This is a genomic window from Enterobacter sp. CP102 (genome assembly GCF_025152625.1).
Classification (GTDB): Bacteria; Pseudomonadota; Gammaproteobacteria; order Enterobacterales; family Enterobacteriaceae; genus Enterobacter; species Enterobacter soli.
The window spans coordinates 4,012,375-4,030,660 of sequence record NZ_CP104014.1 but is presented as its reverse complement, the minus strand read 5'-3'; the positions used below and the strand labels follow the sequence as shown (position 1 = coordinate 4,030,660).

The following is an 18,286-nucleotide window of genomic DNA, read 5'->3' as shown; positions in this document are numbered from 1 at the left end:
CAGGGTCAACTGAACTTAAACCCCTTGCTCCAGAATACGGATATGGGTTTCCAGTACGTCACCCTTCACCGCATCGCTCCACGCTTTCATGTGCGCGGTTTGCAGGTGTGCTTCAAGGTGTGCCACGGTTTCCCACAGTTCAACCATAATGATTGAATCGGGCGCAGTTGCCTGGAAGCTGGCGTTTGTTGCGGCATCAACCATCGGCGCGTAGCCGTGGCAGCCTTCTTCTTTCAGTACGGTCGGGATAATCTTCGCGAACTGATCCAGCACCGCCTGGCGGTGATGTTGACCTGGACGAGTACGGATTTCAGCAATAACGGTAAGCATGGTTAACTCCTTCTAATTCCAGGGTACCAGTTAAGCAAAAATCTCGCCGAGATGCTTGCGATATTCTGCGATATAGCGCGGGACGTCCGGCATTTTAATCACGTCATTGACGATAAAGGTCGGCAGTGGGTCCATCCCCAGGAACTGGTTGGCTTTGTGGAACGGCAGATACGCACCGTCTACGCCCACGCCTTCAAAGAACTGGTCTTTTTCGGTAAAGGCTTCCATTGGCGCATTCCAGGTCAGTGACAGCATATATTTTTTACCCTGAATCAGGCCGCCAGAGCCGTATTTTTTAGACGCATCTGAACGGGTACGACCATCGCTGGCGTACAGTGAACCGTGGCCTTCGGTGAACACATCGTCCATATACTTTTTCACCGTCCACGGCGCGCCCATCCACCAGCCTGGCATCTGCCAGACAATCACATCCGCCCACAGGAAATTCTGTACTTCTGCTTTGATGTCATAGTCGCTGTCTGCGCGTACAACTTTAACATCATGCCCGGCGTCGCGCAGGAAACCGTCCGCGACCTCGGTCAGGGTGTCATTCAGCTGGCCTTTAGAGTGCGCGAACTCTTTCGCGCCGTTGATAATCAGGATATTGCTCATTATTTGTCCTCGTTAATGCGATTTTGGCAACAATTCTACGCGCGAGGGCGAAACGATAAAATGAGCAAAATGTGCAAAGTCTTTTGCCTGAGAAGCAATAATGAGGTTACCAGCTGACTTTTACCTCACATCCACCTTCCGGCGCATTACCCAGAGAAACCTGCATCCCGTGCAGTGCAGCAATGCGCTTCACGATAGATAACCCCAGGCCACTACCCGTTTCAGTCTGTCCTGGCGGGCGGTAAAAACGCTCGCCGATCCGCGCCAGCGCATCGGGAGCAATTCCCGGCCCGTTATCATGTACGGTAAAACTGCGGGCGTCGAGCGTAACGTTCACCACACTGCCGCGCGGGCTGTATCGTACGGCGTTATCCAGCAGATTACGTACCAGCAGGCTGAGCAGAAGCTGCTGCCCGGTGTGCGTGGTCTGCGGCGCATTGACGTGAAGCCGCACGTCGATGCCGGCCTGCTGTGCGGGGTGATAACAATCCATCACGGCGGATTGCAGCACATCGGCCATCGGCAGGGTTTCAACGTCATCCAGGTTTTCCAGCGAATCCAGGCGCGATAACGTCAGAAGCTGATCCACCAGCCGCGATGCCCGGTCGATTCCCGCGTGCAGCTGCGCCAGGGCACTGGCCTGCAACTGCGGGTCATCCTGGGAAAGCTGCGCCACGTCGGTGTGGACTTTCAGCGCGGTGAGCGGGCTACGCAGCTCGTGAGCGGCATCCGACGTAAAACGGCGTTCACGGCTCATCATTTCCTGAGTTCGCGCGAACAGATGATTGAGCGCATCCAGCAGCGGACGCACTTCCGTCGGCACGCCGCCGGTCGGCAGTTTGTCGGTGGCATCCGGCGAGCGCGAGCGCAGGGTTTGCGCCAGATTTTTCAGCGGCTTCAGTTCCCGGCTCAGCAGCACGATAAGCAACAGCAACATGACGGGGAGCGCCACCAGCCACGGCATAAGTTGCGAGCTGACGATATCCAGCGCCATCTCCTGACGGTACTCCCGCTCCTGGCCGACCACCACCCGGTATTTACCGTCTGGCGCGGTGAGCCATAAAAAACGCCATTCGTCGTTATCGTCTTTCAGTTGCCCGTTGTCGAACCCCTCGCGGCGATAATGATACGGAATATCACGGCCGTTTTCACCGTCATTCAGCAGCATTTTTCCATCGGGGGAGTAGATAGCGAAAGCCAGCGCGTCATCGTCCAGGCGGCCATGTTTGGCCTTTTTCGGGATCTCGCGCATCCGCTCTGGCGCATGGATCTCGTCCAGATCCATAGTCAGCAGCCGTTTGGCAAACAGCATTTGTTGCGTATCGAACAGCTTATCGAGCTTGTGCGAGGTCTGCTGCCAGGCCACCACGCTGGCGGCAAACCACGCCGTCAGCGACAGTACTAAAAAGAGAAGCGTCAGGCGCAGTTTCAGGCTCAGGCGTTGAGTCAGTTTCATGCGTCACCCAGGGTGTAACCGATGCCGTGCACCGTGCGGATAAAATCCGTGCCGAGCTTGCGGCGCAGATGATGAACGTGAACTTCGATGGCATTGCTGGAGACATCATCGTCCCAGTTGTAGAGCTTCTCTTCGATAAGTTTGCGCGGAAGAACGCGCCCGGCGTTGCGCATCAGCAGTTCCAGCAGCGCGAACTCTTTGGGTTTGAGCACCAGGGTTTCGCCGTTGCGTGTGGCAATCAGGCTTGTGGGATCAAGCACCACGCTACCGTGGCGCAGTTCACTGCGCGCCTGGCCGTGGCTGCGGCGCACCAGCGCTTCCAGCCGTGCAGCCACTTCAATCAGGGCGAAGGGTTTGCAGAGATAGTCATCTGCGCCAAGACGCAGGCCTTCAACCCGCTGGTTGAGCGCATCCCGCGCCGTTAAAATCAGCACTGGCTCGCTGCGGCCGTTTTCACGCCATTCACGCAGGATATCAAGACCGTCGATTTCCGGCAGCGTCAGGTCGAGCACCACGGCGTCGTAGGGGGCTGCGTACAGCGCGGCTTTGCCCGTTTTACCCTCGGTAAACCAGTCCACGCTAAAGCCCATTTTCGTCAGCCCGGCTTTAAGGCCATCGCCAATCAGCCTGTCGTCTTCTACCAGTAAGATGCGCATATTCCCTCCTTGATAACGCCAGTAAACCCTCTGGATAAGCCTGCTGTACAGCAATAATAAATAAATTTTTCCCTTAAGAAGTTGTTAAGGATTACCCTGTTTAATGGACTGCGAACCGACATTAAAGGGAGAGATAAAATGAAAAAATTCGCTGCTATTGCTGCCATCATGATGATGACCACGGCTCCACTCTTTGCGGCAGAAGGGGGCTTTAATGGCCCAACGGCCGCCACCGCGAAGACGCAAACTCAGCAGGGCGGTTTTATTGATAACGACGCCAACCTCACCACCGCGCTGAAAGTCAAAGAGATGAAAGACGATAGCTGGGTGAAACTGCGCGGCAACATCACGCAGCGCCTGTCTGATGACCGCTATACCTTCCGCGATGAAACCGGCACCGTGAATGTGGAAATCGACCACAAACGCTGGAACGGCGTGACGGTCAGCCCGCAGGATAAAGTTGAGATCCAGGGCAAGGTTGATAAAGAGTGGAACGATTTCGAAATCGACGTGAAGCAGGTTACCAGGCTGAATAAATAACCGCTGTGTGAGATGCAAAAAAATGCCGATCGGTCGCCGATCGGCATTTTTTTATTAATCCCAGTTCCCGTACGGGTAGGTTTTGCCTTTGATAAATTCCTGCGTTTCGGGGAGGAAGGTAAAACTGCCGCCGGGTACGACATAGTCTTTGCAGAGGGTCAGGTCTTTGCCGGAGCGGGTCATCAGCTTCAGGGGCTTGACGCGGAGGCTGGGGCGTCCACCAACATCTGATAACCAGACGTTGACTTTACCGCCGGGGGAGAGGCCAAACACCATGCTGTCGTACCAGACCGTTCTTCCCGTCGGGCTGATATGATCAGCTGGGACTTTCATGCGTAGCCAGGTTTCTGGCCCGAATACGGCGCTGGTTTCGTAGGTTTGCTGATCAATATAGGAATCCCAGCAGAAGACAATGTACTGGGGTGGTTTTTTGACTTTGTTGAAAATAATGCTGGGACCATGGACCGTAGAGGCCCATGTGTCTATCGAGTCCGGAGCTCGGCCAGTCTGGTCAAGTGTATTAAAGGTATAGAGATAACCGTCCGTATCGATCACTCTGGCATGAAGTGCTTCAGCCGGTAATTCTGCCGGGGTGATAAAAGAAAAGTTCCATTCACCATACGGAAGCGTCCAGTCTCCGCTGGCGGCCTGATTTGACTGTAACGGGTGTCGCTTTTGCGGGCTGCATCCCGCAGCGATCAGCAACAGCGTGAGTATCAACAGGTTATTTATTTTCATTGGTATCATCCCTGTTAATCCCAGTTGCCGTAGGGGTAGGTTTTGCCTTTGATAAATTCCTGCGTTTCGGGAAGGAAATTAAAACTGCCGCCGGGTACGACATAGTCTTTGCAGAGGGTCAGGTCCTTGCCGGAGCGGGTCATCAGCTTCAGGGGCTTGACGCGGAGGCTGGGGCGTCCGGCGACATCGGGGAACCAGATATTGACTTTGCCACCAGGGGACAGGCCGAAGGTCATATTGTCGTACCAGACTAAGTCCCCATTACTCCAGATATGATCAGCAGGGACTTTCATGCGCAGCCAGGTGTCGGGCCCGAATACGGCGCTGGTTTCGTAGGTTTGCTGGTCAATATAGGAATCCCAGCAGAAGACAATATACTGGGGTGGTTTTTTAACTTTGTTGAAATTTACGCTTCCGCCATAGGTCACATCTGACCATTTTTTCACGGAGTCTGAATCGCGAGCGGTCGGGTCAAGCGTGTTAAACGTATACAGATAACCATCCGTATCGATCACTCTGGCATGTAGTACTACAGCCGGCAACTCAGCAGGAGTGATAAACGAAAAACTCCAATTGCCATACGGCAGCGTCCAGTCTCCGCTGGCGGCCTGATTTGACTGTAACGGGTGGGTTTTAGATGGGCTACATCCTGTAACCGTCAGTAGCAGCGCAAGCGCCAGTGCGTGTGGTTTTTTCATCGTTATTTTCCGTCCATGTTGTAGATTTTTCTGACCCAGTTACTGTCCGGCCTGTTCACAAAGCCGATGGTTTCAGAGGCGGAGGCTCCACCCTGTAAGTCACCGGACGCCTGAAGCTCCACCGCGTTCCAGTGGGCTGCGCAGTGAATATAGTTTCGGGCAATCATATCCACCTCTTCTGTTGTAAAACCGGCTATTTTTTTATGCTGACGAGCCGCTTTTCCCATCAGCCGGGCATGGTCGCTGAACGCCTTCAGTTCATCCGGCAGCCTGTGCGTACTGACCTTGTCGACGTCTGCAAGTATCGCCCCGGCCTCAACTGCCGCATCGAACATGACCCGCAGTGCCACCTTCGACCAGTCAAAAAAGACCGTCCGGTGGCGCAGGGTCAGGGCGGCGAAGGTGCGTTTTTGCCGTTGGCTGTAGTGGTCGTCGGGTACCCGGGCGTCTTCCCATATTTCGGGGGTGATCTGACTGGTCCGTATAATGGGCAGGATGGCGGGTGAGCGTCCCAGCACGTGCAGTTGCGCGATTGCCTGCTGGTAAACATGTGACTGTGCGCCGGGCTGATTTTGCGGCAGGGTTTCCACCAGCGGGCGCGTAAGAAAGAGATCTTCCCGCAGTTGCGGCAAATAACCGCCGCCGATATCGGAATGCACGCCGGGGAGCGCCAGTTCCGGCCAGGCGCGGGCAACGCTGTTAAGGGCGAAGTTATAGCGACACTCGTGCTGGGCGGTGAGATGAAACACCTTTTGCGCCACGCCGGGGCGAAGCTGGATATTAACGCTGCCGGTATCGGCGCTGTGCGGATCGAGTCCGTTTGCTACTGTGCCGACTGCCGCCACGGTGTCCATTATGCCGAGAAAGCGGGTGATTCCGGCAGGTGCGCCGCAATAGCTAATCTTGCCCATGCCCGTTGAAATGGCGCTGATAATGGCGCTGTCTTCAGACTGTACCCGATTGGCGAAGTGGCGTGCCGCTGCCGCACCGCGGCTGAAACCGAAGATATCAAATAACAGTGTATCGACGACAAATTTCCCGTTAAGTCGGGAAAGTACGATATTTATATTAGCGGCCAGTTGCGCCACTGCATCGTCAGTTTTGGCAATAATCCCGGTTTCTGCCGTCCCCAGCCCAATACCGACCAGACTATCTGGTTCGCCCGCCCGGGTGCCGATCCCCTCAACATAGATAGCGCCTTGTATATAGCTGCTGTCTGACGGAAATATTTGTTCATACAACTTATTCAACCAGTGAATGTTCGTGTAATACCCGAGATAACTGGTCGCCCCAATCCCGCTGATCCCCATCTTCTCTGACGCATTTCTGGCAAGAATGCTTGCAGCATCAGGCCCATCAATATCAAAGTGCTGCGCCGTCAGCGCTTCGAGCATATTTCGGGTGTTTACCGCGTTGTTGCCGGTACCGTCAAAAAATATCCCCAGCACCAGCGTCACCCTGCGCTCGGGCAGCTCTTCGGGCAGGGGGGGCTTCTGCACCACCGGGAAGAGCTGGTTATAACGCTCCGGCGTCAGCAGATAAGCAAACTCGGTGCCGGCAATCAGGTGGCGACTCAGAATATAATCATAATCCACAGAGATATATTCATAATCTAAATCGTTTATACTTGAATTCAGATAAAAGGAGTTTATCGTCGCGCCGCGAATTTCAATCAGATAATATCTCTCCAGTCGTCCGTATTGATTGGTCCGGTAAATATCAAACGTCATATTAAGACGTTCATTATTATTAATGGCATTGCTGAGTAACGGAGAGCTTTTATCCAGGAGTTTGCAAAATTGCAGGCCGCAGTGGTTAACACGGCCATCGGCGCCGTCTGCCGACTGCATCAGGCTGAAGACAAAGATCTCATTTTCATGTCCCTGTTGATAGCGGTTACCAACGGAGCCCTGTGAGCCACAGCCAGCAGAAATCTGTCCCTGAATATCACCCTCAAGCGTTAAATAAATAAGGTTGCTCATTTATTTTTCCTGAGTGTATTTTTTCAGGAAGAAGCATAATTATAAAGTTAAATCATTAATCGGCTATTTATCACATTACGCAGCAATCGTTATGGGTTATTTAAACGTAAAAGGAAGCGCTAATAAAATAAATATCGATCAAACCCTTTGCGCTACCCCCAAAAAGGGCCACACACCTGGCCCTTTTTCTTTGTGACTCAACACGCCAGATAGGGTAGTATCTGCGGCAATATTGCCTGAAACCGGCAGGTTTCTGAGTTGAGGAATCACATTTAATGAGCGATATGGCAGAGCGCCTCGCGCTACATGAATTCACGGAAAACGCCTACCTGAACTACTCCATGTACGTCATCATGGACAGGGCGTTGCCGTTTATCGGTGATGGCCTGAAACCCGTTCAGCGCCGCATCGTCTATGCAATGTCTGAACTGGGCCTGAGCGCCAGCGCTAAGTTCAAGAAATCCGCCCGTACCGTGGGTGACGTACTCGGTAAATACCATCCGCACGGCGATAGCGCCTGTTACGAAGCGATGGTGCTGATGGCGCAGCCGTTCTCTTACCGTTACCCGCTGGTAGACGGCCAGGGGAACTGGGGTGCGCCGGACGATCCAAAATCCTTCGCCGCGATGCGTTATACCGAATCCCGCCTGTCTAAATATGCCGAAGTGCTGCTGGGCGAGCTGGGTCAGGGAACCGTTGACTGGGTGCCAAACTTTGACGGCACGATGCAGGAGCCGAAAATGCTGCCTGCGCGCCTGCCGAACATCCTGCTGAACGGTACCACCGGCATTGCCGTGGGTATGGCAACGGACATTCCGCCGCATAACCTGCGCGAAGTGGCAAAAGCCGCCATCACCCTGATTGAGCAGCCGAAAACCACGCTGGATGACGTGCTGGATATCGTGCAGGGGCCGGACTACCCGACCGAAGCCGAAATCATCACCTCACGCGCGGAAATCCGCAAAATCTATCAGAACGGTCGCGGCTCCGTGCGTATGCGTGCGGTGTGGACGAAAGAAGATGGTGCGGTGGTGATTACCGCGCTGCCGCACCAGGTATCCGGGGCGAAAGTGCTGGAGCAGATTGCGGCTCAGATGCGCAATAAAAAGCTGCCGATGGTGGACGACCTGCGTGATGAATCCGACCACGAAAACCCGACCCGTCTGGTGATCGTACCGCGTTCTAACCGTGTGGACATGGAGCAGGTCATGCACCACCTGTTCGCCACAACCGATCTGGAAAAAAGCTACCGTATCAACCTGAACATGATTGGTCTGGACGGGCGTCCGGCGGTGAAAAACCTGCTGGAGATCCTGACCGAATGGCTGACGTTCCGCCGCGATACGGTACGCCGCCGTCTGAATCATCGTCTGGAGAAAGTGCTCAAGCGCCTGCATATCCTCGAAGGTTTGCTGGTGGCGTTCCTCAATATCGACGAAGTGATTGAGATCATTCGTACCGAGGACGAACCGAAACCGGCGCTGATGTCGCGCTTTGGGATCAGCGAAACCCAGGCCGAAGCCATCCTCGAACTGAAACTGCGTCATCTCGCCAAACTGGAAGAGATGAAAATTCGCGGCGAGCAGAACGAGCTGGAAAAAGAGCGCGATCAGTTGCAGGCGATTCTGGCGTCCGAACGCAAGATGAACAACCTGCTGAAGAAAGAGCTTCAGGCCGATGCCGAGGCCTTTGGCGATGACCGTCGTTCTCCGCTGCACGAGCGTGAGGAAGCGAAGGCCATGAACGAGCACGACATGCAGCCGTCTGAGCCTGTCACCATCGTTCTCTCTCAGAGTGGCTGGGTGCGTAGCGCCAAAGGTCACGATATCGATGCGCCGGGCCTGAGTTACAAAGCGGGCGACAGCTTTAAAGCGGCGGTGAAAGGTAAGAGCAACCAGCCGGTGGCCTTTATTGACTCCACGGGCCGCAGCTACGCTATCGACCCGATTACGCTGCCGTCTGCACGTGGGCAGGGCGAGCCGTTAACCGGCAAGCTGACGCTGCCGCCGGGTGCCACGGTTGACCATATACTGATGGAAGCCGACGAGCAGAAATTGCTGATGGCTTCTGACGCGGGTTACGGTTTTATCTGTACCTTTAACGATCTCGTGGCGCGCAACCGTGCCGGTAAAGCGCTCATCAGTTTGCCGGATAACGCCCATGTTATGCCGCCGCTGGTGATTGAAAACGAAAGCGACATGCTGCTGGCGATTACTACCGCGGGCCGAATGCTGATGTTCCCGGTCAGCGACCTGCCGGAGTTGTCGAAAGGGAAGGGCAATAAAATCATTAACATCCCGTCGGCGGAAGCGGCAAAAGGCGAAGATGGCCTGGCGCACCTGTTCATTCTGCCGCCGCAGAGCACGCTCACCATCCACGTGGGCAAACGTAAAATTAAGCTCCGTCCGGAAGAGTTGCAGAAAGTGGTGGGTGAGCGCGGTCGCCGTGGCTCACTGATGCGCGGACTACAGCGTATCGATCGCGTGGAGATTGACTCTCCGACGCGAAGCCACGCGGGCGACAGCGAAGAGTAACCCGTACTCATCCCCCTCCGTTCCGGAGGGGGTATTTCATTAAAATTTCCAGTAAAAACGTTGTTAATTCGTGCGTTGCGATTAACAATACGCGCTCGTAATAAAGTCCTTACCTGGCCACAGGTGAAGTATAATTGTCAGCTGTTGGGGCTTCAGAGGTCGCTATGCTATTCATTGTTCGTTTAATTCTTACCGTTATCTACTGCATCCTGGTCTGTATCTTCGGCTCTATTTACTGCCTGTTCAGCCCGCGTAACCCGAAGCATGTCGCGACCTTCGGTCACATGTTTGGTCGCCTTGCGCCGCTGTTTGGCCTGAAAGTGGAAAAACGCCTGCCGGAAGGCGCAGAAAACTTCGGTAACGCCATTTATATCGCTAACCATCAGAACAACTACGATATGGTGACGGCTGCTAACATCGTCCTGCCGCCGACGGTGACAGTGGGTAAAAAGAGCCTGCTGTGGATCCCGTTTTTCGGCCAGCTGTACTGGCTGACCGGTAACCTGCTCATCGACCGTAACAACCGTGCGAAAGCGCACAGCACCATTGCGGAAGTGGTGAATCACTTTAAAAAACGCAAAATCTCCATCTGGATGTTTCCGGAAGGGACACGCAGCCGTGGTCGCGGCCTGCTGCCGTTTAAAACCGGTGCGTTTCATGCTGCAATTGCGGCAGGCGTTCCAATTATTCCTGTGTGCGTTTCCAATACATCGAATAAGATTAATCTTAACCGCCTGAATAATGGGCTGGTGATTGTCGAAATGCTGCCGCCGGTCGATACCAGCAAATACGGCAAAGATCAGGTACGCGAGCTGGCGGCACACTGCCGTGAACTGATGGCTCAGCATATTGCGCAGCTCGATAAAGAAGTCGCAGAGAGAGAAGCCGCCGGTAAAATCTAATCCGGTGTGAAAGGGAAAACGAATTCCCGCGTTGTTAGTCGTTTCAGATGGAGCTTATATGTCACTCAGTCGGCGTCAGTTTATTCAGGCTTCGGGGATCGCCCTTTGTGCGGGTGCGATTCCGTTGACAGCCAACGCCGCCGGGCAGCAACCGCCGCTGCCCATTCCGCCGTTACTGGAATCCCGTCGCGGGCAACCGCTATTCCTGACGCTACAGCGCAGCCACTGGTCTTTCACCCAGGGCACGCGCGCGCCGGTCTGGGGGATCAACGGGCGCTATCTTGGGCCAACCATTCGCGTGTGGAATGGTGATGACGTTAAGCTGATCTACAGCAACCGCACCTCTGAAAAGGTGGCCATGACCATCAGCGGGTTGCAGGTGCCAGGGCCGCTGATTGGTGGTGCGGCACGTATGATGTCTCCTAACGCTGACTGGGCACCGGTGCTGCCGATCCGTCAAAGCGCGGCAACGCTGTGGTATCACGCCAACACCCCTAACCGCACCGCGCAGCAGGTCTACAACGGCCTGGCCGGGATGTGGCTGGTGGAAGATGACATCAGCAAATCGCTGCCGATCCCGAACCATTACGGTGTGGATGATTTCCCGGTCATTATCCAGGATAAACGCCTGGATAACTTCGGCACGCCTGAATACAGCGAGCCGGGCAGCGGGGGCTTTGTCGGCGATACCTTGCTGGTGAATGGCGCACAAAGTCCGTTTGTCGAAGTATCTCGCGGTTGGGTGCGCCTGCGATTACTGAATGCCTCTAACTCACGCCGCTATCAGCTGCAAATGAGCGATGGCCGCGCGTTGCATGTGATTTCGGGCGATCAGGGCTTTTTACCTGCGCCGGTTGCGGTCAAACAGCTGGCGCTGTCGCCTGGCGAACGTCGTGAAATCCTCGTTGATATGACTAACGGGGATGAAGTGTCGCTAACCTGCGGTGAAGCGGCGAGCATTGTGGATCGCATCCGCGGGTTCTTTGAACCTTCCAGCATTCTGGTGTCGACCCTGGTGTTGACCCTGCGTCCTACCGGCCTGCTGCCGCTGGTGACCGACACACTGCCAATGCGTTTACTGCCGCAGGAGATCATGAGTGGGTCGCCTGTTCGTAGCCGTGATATCAGCCTGGACAGCGATCCGGGCATCAACGGCGCGCTGTGGGATGTTAACCGCATTGATATCACTGCCCAGCAGGGAACATGGGAACGCTGGACCGTGCGTTCAGACATGCCGCAATCGTTCCATATTGAAGGGGTGAACTTCCTGATCCGTAACGTCAACGGCGCAATGCCGTTCCCGGAAGACAGGGGCTGGAAGGATACCGTCTGGGTGGATGGACAGGTCGAACTGCTCGTTTACTACGGCCAGCCTTCGTGGCCGCACTTCCCGTTCCTGTTCCACAGCCAGACGCTGGAGATGATCGACAGGGGCTCCGTGGGGCAGATGCTGGTAAATCCGGCACCGTAAATCGTGCCGGGTGGCGGCTTCGCCTTACCCGGCCTACAGGCCCGTAGGCCCGGTAAGCGCAGCGCCACCGGGCAATAAATACCCCTTCATTTCCAATATTGATCCAGCGTATAATCCCCGCCCTTTTGTTTATTTTTTCTTCGGAAGCATTATGAGCGCAATATCCCTGATCCAGCCGGATCGTGACCTCTTCTCCTGGCCCCAGTACTGGGCTGCCTGCTTTGGACCGGCGCCGTTCCTGCCGATGTCCCGCGAAGAGATGGACCAACTGGGCTGGGACAGCTGCGATATCATTCTGGTCACGGGCGATGCCTACGTCGACCACCCGAGCTTCGGGATGGCCATCTGTGGCCGAATGCTCGAAGCCCAGGGCTTCCGTGTCGGGATCATCTCCCAGCCTGACTGGCACAGCAAAGACGCGTTTATGTCGCTCGGGAAACCGAACCTGTTCTTCGGCGTCACCGCCGGAAACATGGACTCGATGATCAACCGCTATACCGCCGACCGTAAGCTGCGTCATGACGACGCCTATACCGCCGATAACGTGGCGGGCAAACGCCCGGATCGTGCGACGATGGTGTACACCCAACGATGCAAAGAAGCATGGAAAGACGTGCCGGTCATCCTGGGTGGCATCGAAGCAAGCCTGCGCCGTACCGCGCACTATGACTACTGGTCTGATACCGTTCGTCGTTCAGTGCTGGTGGATTCCAAAGCCGACATGCTTATCTTCGGTAACGGTGAACGTCCGCTGGTAGAAGTGGCGCACCGTCTGGCCCAGGGCGAGCCGGTCAGCGAGATCCGCGACGTGCGTAACACCGCGATCATGGTGAAAGAAGCGCTGCCAGGCTGGAGCGGTGTGGATTCCCGCATCATCGATATGCCGGGCAAAATCGACCCGATTCCGCATCCGTACGGTGACGATCTGCCGTGCGCGGATAACAAACCTGTCGAGCCAAAAAAAGCCGAAGCCAAAGCCGTTGTGGTACAGCCGCCGCGTCCGAAGCCGTGGGAAAAGACCTATGTGCTGCTGCCGTCCTTTGAGAAGGTCAAAAGCGACAAAGTGCTCTACGCACACGCTTCCCGCATTCTGCACCATGAAACCAACCCGGGCTGTGCCCGTGCGCTGATGCAAAAGCACGGCGAGCGTTACATCTGGGTTAACCCGCCAGCCATCCCGCTGTCGACCGAAGAGATGGACAGCGTCTTTGCACTGCCGTACAAACGCGTTCCACACCCGTCGTATGGCAACAGCCGTATCCCGGCGTATGAGATGATCCGCTTCTCGATCAACATCATGCGCGGCTGCTTTGGGGGCTGTTCCTTCTGCTCCATCACCGAGCACGAAGGCCGTATTATTCAGAGCCGCTCTGAAGAGTCGATCGTCAACGAAATCGAAGCGATTCGTGACACCGTGCCAGGCTTTACCGGAGTGATCTCCGATCTGGGCGGCCCGACGGCTAACATGTATATGTTGCGCTGTAAGTCCCCGCGTGCAGAGCAAACCTGCCGCCGTCTGTCGTGCGTCTATCCGAGCATTTGTGAGCACATGGACACCAACCACGAGCCGACGATCAATCTCTATCGCCGCGCCCGTGACCTGAAAGGCATCAAGAAGATCCTGATTGCTTCCGGTGTTCGTTACGACATCGCCGTAGAAGATCCACGTTATATCAAAGAGCTGGCAACGCACCACGTTGGCGGTTACCTGAAGATTGCCCCGGAGCACACCGAAGAAGGCCCGCTGTCGAAAATGATGAAGCCGGGCATGGGTAGCTATGACCGCTTTAAAGAGCTTTTCGACACCTACTCGAAGCAGGCCGGTAAAGAGCAGTATCTGATCCCGTATTTCATCTCTGCGCACCCGGGTACGCGTGATGAAGACATGGTGAACCTCGCCCTGTGGCTGAAACAACGCCGCTTCCGTCTGGATCAGGTGCAGAACTTCTACCCGTCGCCGCTCGCGAACTCGACGACCATGTATTACACCGGGAAGAACCCGCTGAGTAAGATTGGCTATAAGAGTGAAGACGTGGTGGTGCCGAGAGGGGATAAACAGCGTCGTCTGCATAAAGCGCTGCTGCGTTACCACGATCCGAAAAACTGGCCGCTGATCCGCCAGGCGCTGGAAGAGATGGGTAAAAAACACCTGATTGGCTCGCGTCGCGACTGTCTGGTGCCTGCACCAACGCTGGATGAGATGCGCGAAGCGCGTCGCCAGAATCGCAATACGCGCCCGGCGCTGACCAAGCACACGCCGATTGTGCATCAGCGTTCGAACGGTGGGGCAACAGCGAAGAAGAATGTAAAACGTAAGATCGGTTAAACCTGTAAAAATGCCCGGTGGCGCTGCGCTTACCGGGCCTACAGGTCATAGCGTAGGCCGGGTAAGGCGAAGCCGCCACCCGGCTTTTTTACGCGATTACCCGCCAAACTGATCCGGGTCCGGCCCAAGCCGCTTGCCCTGATCCAGCTTCGCAATTTCACCCAGTTCATCTTTGTCCAGACGGAAATCCCAGACGTCGAAGTTCTCGGCGATACGCGCTGGCGTGACCGATTTCGGAATCACCACCAGACCACTGTCCAGATGCCAGCGGATGACAATTTGCGCAGGGCTCTTGCCATATTTATCCGCCAGTTCACGGATAATTTTCTGATCGAAAACACCTTCGCCGCCCTGGGCCAGCGGGCTCCAGGACTCGGTCTGGATTTTGTGCGTGGCATTCCAGGCGTGGAGCTGACGCTGTTGCATCAGCGGGTGCAACTCAATCTGGTTAATGACCGGCGCCACCCCTGTTTCGTCAATAAGACGTTGCAGATGGTGAACCTGGAAATTACAGACCCCGATACTTTTCACCAGGCCAATTTTTTGCAGCTCAATCATCCCTTCCCAGGCTTCAACATAGTGGTCGATAGCCGGAACGGGCCAGTGCATCAAATACAGATCGACGAAATCCAGCCGTAGCTTATCCAGGCTTTCCTGCAACGCTTCACGCGGGCGTTTTTGGTCGTCGTTCCACAGTTTAGTAGTGATGAAAAGGTCGTCGCGGGAGACGCCTGCGGTGGCAAGCGCTTTACCCACGCCGTCTTCATTCTTGTACGCGGCGGCGGTATCGACAGAGCGATAGCCGACTTCCAGTGCTTTATGAATGGCGGATACGACCTCGTCGTTACCGGCTTTCCATACACCGAGCCCCAACTGGGGCATCACGTTGCCGTCCTGAAGCTTGATTACGGTTTGGTTTGCCATTTTTCCTCCTTCATTTGCTCATCCATCGGGGGCGAACCCCCGATGGCGTGTGTGCATTAAGTCTGGACGAAATGTCAAAAAACGAAAGGCGGGATGATAAAAACGCTTAGCGCGCCGCTTCGTAGATACGACGGCTCACGTCCAGCGTGATGTCGCCATGTTCGCCCAGTTGCGTCATGCCGTGTTCTTCCAGTTTTGCCAGCAGGGCAGGGATGGAGCTGCCGTCCAGGCCGTAACCAGAAAGACGCGTCGGAACGCCCAGCCCTTCAAAGAAGTTGCGGGTCGCTTCGATTGCGGCATCGATACGTGCATCTTCTGAGCCTTCGGTGATATTCCACACGCGCTCAGCGTATTGCAGCAGTTTGGCGCGCTTGGTATCACGTTTTTCGTTCCACAGCGCAGGCAGCACCACCGCCAGCGTTTGTGCGTGATCCAGACCGTGCATCGCCGTCAGTTCGTGGCCCAGCATGTGGGTTGCCCAGTCCTGCGGAACGCCTGCGCCGATCAGGCCGTTCAGTGCCTGAGTTGCGGCCCACATTACGTTGGCACGTACGTTGTAGTTTTCAGGCTCTTGCAGTGCTTTCGGACCATCTTCTACCAGCGTCAGCAGAATACCTTCCGCGAAGCGATCCTGAATTTTTCCGTCAACCGGGTAAGTCACATACTGTTCAACGGTGTGAACAAACGCGTCCACAACACCGTTAGCGACCTGACGCGCAGGTAGGGTGTAGGTGTAAACCGGGTCGAGGATCGCGAACACGGGCTGTACGTGATCGTTCATAAAGGCCTGTTTGTCGCCCGTAGTTTTACGGGAGATAACGGCACCTTTGTTGGATTCAGAGCCGGTAGCAGGCAGGGTCAGGACCGAGCCCATTGGGATAGCGCTTTTCACGTCGCTGCCGCGGGTTTCGAGGATATGCCACGGATCAACGCCGTCTGCATAATGTGCTGCAGCTGCGATGAACTTAGTGCCGTCCAGTACGGAGCCGCCGCCAACAGCCAGCAGGAAGGTGATGTTCTCTTCGCGGGCAATTTTGACCGCGTTCATCAGGGTTTCATAAGATGGGTTTGGCTCAATACCGCCGAACTCACGCACGTCCAGACCTTCCAGAGCGCTGTAAACCTGATCCAGCACGCCGGTTTTCTTCACGCTACCGCCGCCGTAAGTGATGAGTACGCGGGCGTCAGCCGGGATTTGTGCACGCAGGTCGGCGATAGCGCCTTGACCAAACAGAATGCGGGTTGGGGTGTGGAGATTAAAATTGTTCATTGCTCGTTCCCTATCGTGGGTGAAAAATCGTGGTGGCGCGATGGCTACCTGATGCTGCACATTGTGGCGGGCACGCGCCATCCTCTCAATGCACATTCCTGCCGATGTCTTGCCCATTTCTACAGAGCGCTGGAGAAACAGCGAAAAACTGCGCACACTGTTAAGGTCGGAAACCGTACCCGGAGTAACTAAAAATGAACCGCGAAGAGATTTGCCTTCAGTTAACCTCTCAGATTAACCATTTGATAGAAAAAGAAAATAATACAGGTGAGCTGCTGCCGGATATTCGCCTGCTCTACGGCACCCAGCCGGGTACGCGTACGCCGGTGATGTACCAGCCGGGCATCGTTTTTCTCTTCTCTGGCCATAAAATTGGCTATATCAATGAGCGCGTGTTCCGTTACGACGCCAATGAATATCTGCTCCTGACAGTACCTTTACCCTTTGAATGTGAAACCTTCGCGACAGAGGCCGTTCCGCTGGCCGGTATTCGCTTAAATGTCGATATCCTTCAGTTGCAGGAGCTGCTGATGGAGATCGGCGAGGACGAGTTGTTCCAGCCGTCGATGGCGGCAAGCGGGATTAACTCGGCTACGTTATCGGACGAGATCCTCTGTGCTATCGAGCGCCTGCTGGATGTGATGGCAAGGCCGCTGGATGCCCGCATCCTGGGTAAACAGATTATCCGCGAAATTCTTTATCACGTGCTGCTGGGGCCGGGTGGCGGGGCGCTGCTGGCGCTGGTGAGCCGCCAGACGCACTTCAGCCTGATAAGCCGCGTGCTTAAGCGCATAGAAAGCCAGTACACGGAAAACCTCAGCGTTGACCAGCTGGCGGCGGAAGCGAACATGAGCGTCTCGGCGTTCCATCATAATTTTAAATCAGTGACCAGCACCTCGCCGCTGCAATACCTGAAAACATACCGGCTGCATAAGGCGCGCATGATGATGATCCACGACGGCATGAAGGCCAGTGCGGCGGCAATGCGGGTTGGGTATGAAAGTGCGTCGCAGTTCAGTCGGGAGTTTAAGCGCTACTTCGGCGTGACGCCGGGGGAAGATGCTTCACGCATCAGAATGATGCAGGGAGCCTGACGGGAAATGTAGGCCGGGTAAGGCGTAGCCGCCACCCGGCTTTAGTCAATTACGCACTGCAATACTTCTTTTTGATCACCACAATCAACGTACCCACCAGTCCCGCGACCAGCAGGAACATCGGCAGGATCATCAGGAAAGTCATTACCTGATCTTCATGGTGTTTCACAAACGGGATCATGTTCAGTGCGTAGCCGAGTGAGGTCACTACACCGACCCACAGCAGCCCACTCAGCCAGTTAAAGAACTGGAAGCGGCGATTCGAGAGACCTGAAATACCGGCCATTGTCGGCAGCAGCGTGCGGACAAACGCCAGGAAGCGCCCGGCGAGCAGCGCAAGCAGGCCGTGCCGGTCAAACATGCAGGTCGCACGCTGATGATATTTATGAGGTAACTGCGACAGCCAGCTCTTCACCATGCGCGTATTGCCGAGCCAGCGGCCCTGCAAATAGCTTAACCAGCAGCCCAGGCTGGCAGCAGAGGTGAGAATGACCATCGTCGGGGTAAAGTCCATCACACCCTTTCCGATTAACGCGCCGGCCAGCAGAAGCAGGCTGTCACCGGGCAAAAATGAGGCTGGCAGTAATCCATTTTCCAGAAACAGGGTCGCGAACATCACGAAATAGACAACTCCCACGACATGTGGGTCCGCCAGCGCGGCAAAATCGTGTTGCCAGAGTGCCGCGATAATATCTTGAATAACAGCCATGGACTTTCCTGTGGAACAGCAGATATAGCGCTATTGTACACCCT

General features: G+C 55.3%; 16 protein-coding genes. 6 read left to right on the top strand and 10 right to left on the bottom strand.

Features of this window, described 5'->3' with window-relative positions; translation table 11 throughout:
- Positions 1–15 precede the first annotated feature (15 nt).
- From N1249_RS18995 to qseB, 4 genes are all read right to left on the bottom strand, one after another.
- Entirely contained in the window at positions 16–330 is a 315-nt protein-coding gene (locus N1249_RS18995; RefSeq protein ID WP_014071769.1) for a putative quinol monooxygenase, read from the bottom strand.
- 30 nt (positions 331–360) lie between these two features.
- Positions 361–942, bottom strand: a complete 582-nt coding sequence (locus tag N1249_RS18990) for an NAD(P)H-dependent oxidoreductase (RefSeq protein ID WP_259832029.1) — start codon at positions 940–942, stop codon at positions 361–363.
- Between the two features lie 106 nt (positions 943–1,048).
- Entirely contained in the window at positions 1,049–2,398 is a 1,350-nt protein-coding gene (gene qseC, locus N1249_RS18985) for a quorum sensing histidine kinase QseC (RefSeq protein ID WP_259832028.1), read from the bottom strand.
- Positions 2,395–3,054, bottom strand: a complete 660-nt coding sequence (gene qseB, locus N1249_RS18980) for a quorum sensing response regulator transcription factor QseB (protein ID WP_259832027.1) — start codon at positions 3,052–3,054, stop codon at positions 2,395–2,397. The genes qseC and qseB overlap by 4 nt, the downstream gene beginning before the upstream one ends.
- 138 nt (positions 3,055–3,192) lie before the next feature.
- Between qseB and N1249_RS18975 the strand changes: the two genes are divergently transcribed.
- Positions 3,193–3,594 (top strand): YgiW/YdeI family stress tolerance OB fold protein, encoded by a 402-nt coding sequence (locus tag N1249_RS18975; protein ID WP_259832026.1) that lies wholly within the window; start codon positions 3,193–3,195, stop codon positions 3,592–3,594.
- 54 nt (positions 3,595–3,648) lie between these two features.
- Here N1249_RS18975 and N1249_RS18970 read toward each other — a convergent pair whose 3' ends face one another.
- Genes N1249_RS18970 through tssD form a run of 3 tightly spaced genes read right to left on the bottom strand, consistent with a single transcriptional unit; the run spans position 3,649 to position 7,012 of the window.
- A complete protein-coding gene (locus N1249_RS18970) occupies positions 3,649–4,332 on the bottom strand; it encodes a DUF2931 family protein (protein WP_259832025.1) in 684 nt (227 codons plus the stop codon).
- Between the two features lie 14 nt (positions 4,333–4,346).
- Positions 4,347–5,030 (bottom strand): DUF2931 family protein, encoded by a 684-nt coding sequence (locus tag N1249_RS18965; RefSeq protein WP_259832024.1) that lies wholly within the window; start codon positions 5,028–5,030, stop codon positions 4,347–4,349.
- Between the two features lie 2 nt (positions 5,031–5,032).
- Positions 5,033–7,012 carry a type VI secretion system tube protein TssD gene (tssD, locus tag N1249_RS18960; protein WP_259832023.1) on the bottom strand — a complete coding sequence of 660 codons (1,980 nt, stop codon included), beginning with the start codon at positions 7,010–7,012 and terminating at the stop codon, positions 5,033–5,035.
- A 275-nt stretch (positions 7,013–7,287) separates the two neighbouring features.
- Between tssD and parC the strand changes: the two genes are divergently transcribed.
- The 4 genes from parC (at position 7,288) to N1249_RS18940 (ending at position 14,245) form a co-directional block, all read left to right on the top strand.
- Positions 7,288–9,546 (top strand): DNA topoisomerase IV subunit A, encoded by a 2,259-nt coding sequence (parC, locus tag N1249_RS18955; RefSeq protein WP_259832022.1) that lies wholly within the window; start codon positions 7,288–7,290, stop codon positions 9,544–9,546.
- A gap of 164 nt (positions 9,547–9,710) precedes the next feature.
- Positions 9,711–10,448 carry a 1-acylglycerol-3-phosphate O-acyltransferase gene (plsC, locus tag N1249_RS18950; protein ID WP_166717943.1) on the top strand — a complete coding sequence of 246 codons (738 nt, stop codon included), beginning with the start codon at positions 9,711–9,713 and terminating at the stop codon, positions 10,446–10,448.
- 58 nt (positions 10,449–10,506) lie between these two features.
- Positions 10,507–11,919 (top strand): cell division protein FtsP, encoded by a 1,413-nt coding sequence (gene ftsP / locus N1249_RS18945; protein ID WP_259832013.1) that lies wholly within the window; start codon positions 10,507–10,509, stop codon positions 11,917–11,919.
- Between the two features lie 151 nt (positions 11,920–12,070).
- Complete coding sequence (locus N1249_RS18940; protein ID WP_259832012.1) at positions 12,071–14,245, top strand: YgiQ family radical SAM protein; 2,175 nt, start codon at positions 12,071–12,073, stop codon at positions 14,243–14,245.
- Between the two features lie 96 nt (positions 14,246–14,341).
- On the opposite strand, the gene dkgA is transcribed toward N1249_RS18940, so the two are convergent.
- Together dkgA and yqhD are read right to left on the bottom strand one after the other, a co-directional pair.
- Complete coding sequence (gene dkgA / locus N1249_RS18935) at positions 14,342–15,169, bottom strand: 2,5-didehydrogluconate reductase DkgA (RefSeq protein WP_259832011.1); 828 nt, start codon at positions 15,167–15,169, stop codon at positions 14,342–14,344.
- A gap of 106 nt (positions 15,170–15,275) precedes the next feature.
- On the bottom strand, positions 15,276–16,439 hold the full coding sequence (yqhD, locus tag N1249_RS18930; protein ID WP_259832010.1) for an alcohol dehydrogenase: 1,164 nt from the start codon (positions 16,437–16,439) through the stop codon (positions 15,276–15,278).
- A 194-nt stretch (positions 16,440–16,633) separates the two neighbouring features.
- Between yqhD and N1249_RS18925 the strand changes: the two genes are divergently transcribed.
- Positions 16,634–17,533 (top strand): AraC family transcriptional regulator, encoded by a 900-nt coding sequence (locus N1249_RS18925; RefSeq protein ID WP_259832009.1) that lies wholly within the window; start codon positions 16,634–16,636, stop codon positions 17,531–17,533.
- 49 nt (positions 17,534–17,582) lie between these two features.
- Here the strand turns inward: N1249_RS18925 and yghB are convergent, their stop codons facing one another.
- Positions 17,583–18,242 carry a DedA family general envelope maintenance protein YghB gene (gene yghB, locus N1249_RS18920; RefSeq protein WP_166717940.1) on the bottom strand — a complete coding sequence of 220 codons (660 nt, stop codon included), beginning with the start codon at positions 18,240–18,242 and terminating at the stop codon, positions 17,583–17,585.
- Positions 18,243–18,286 lie beyond the last annotated feature (44 nt).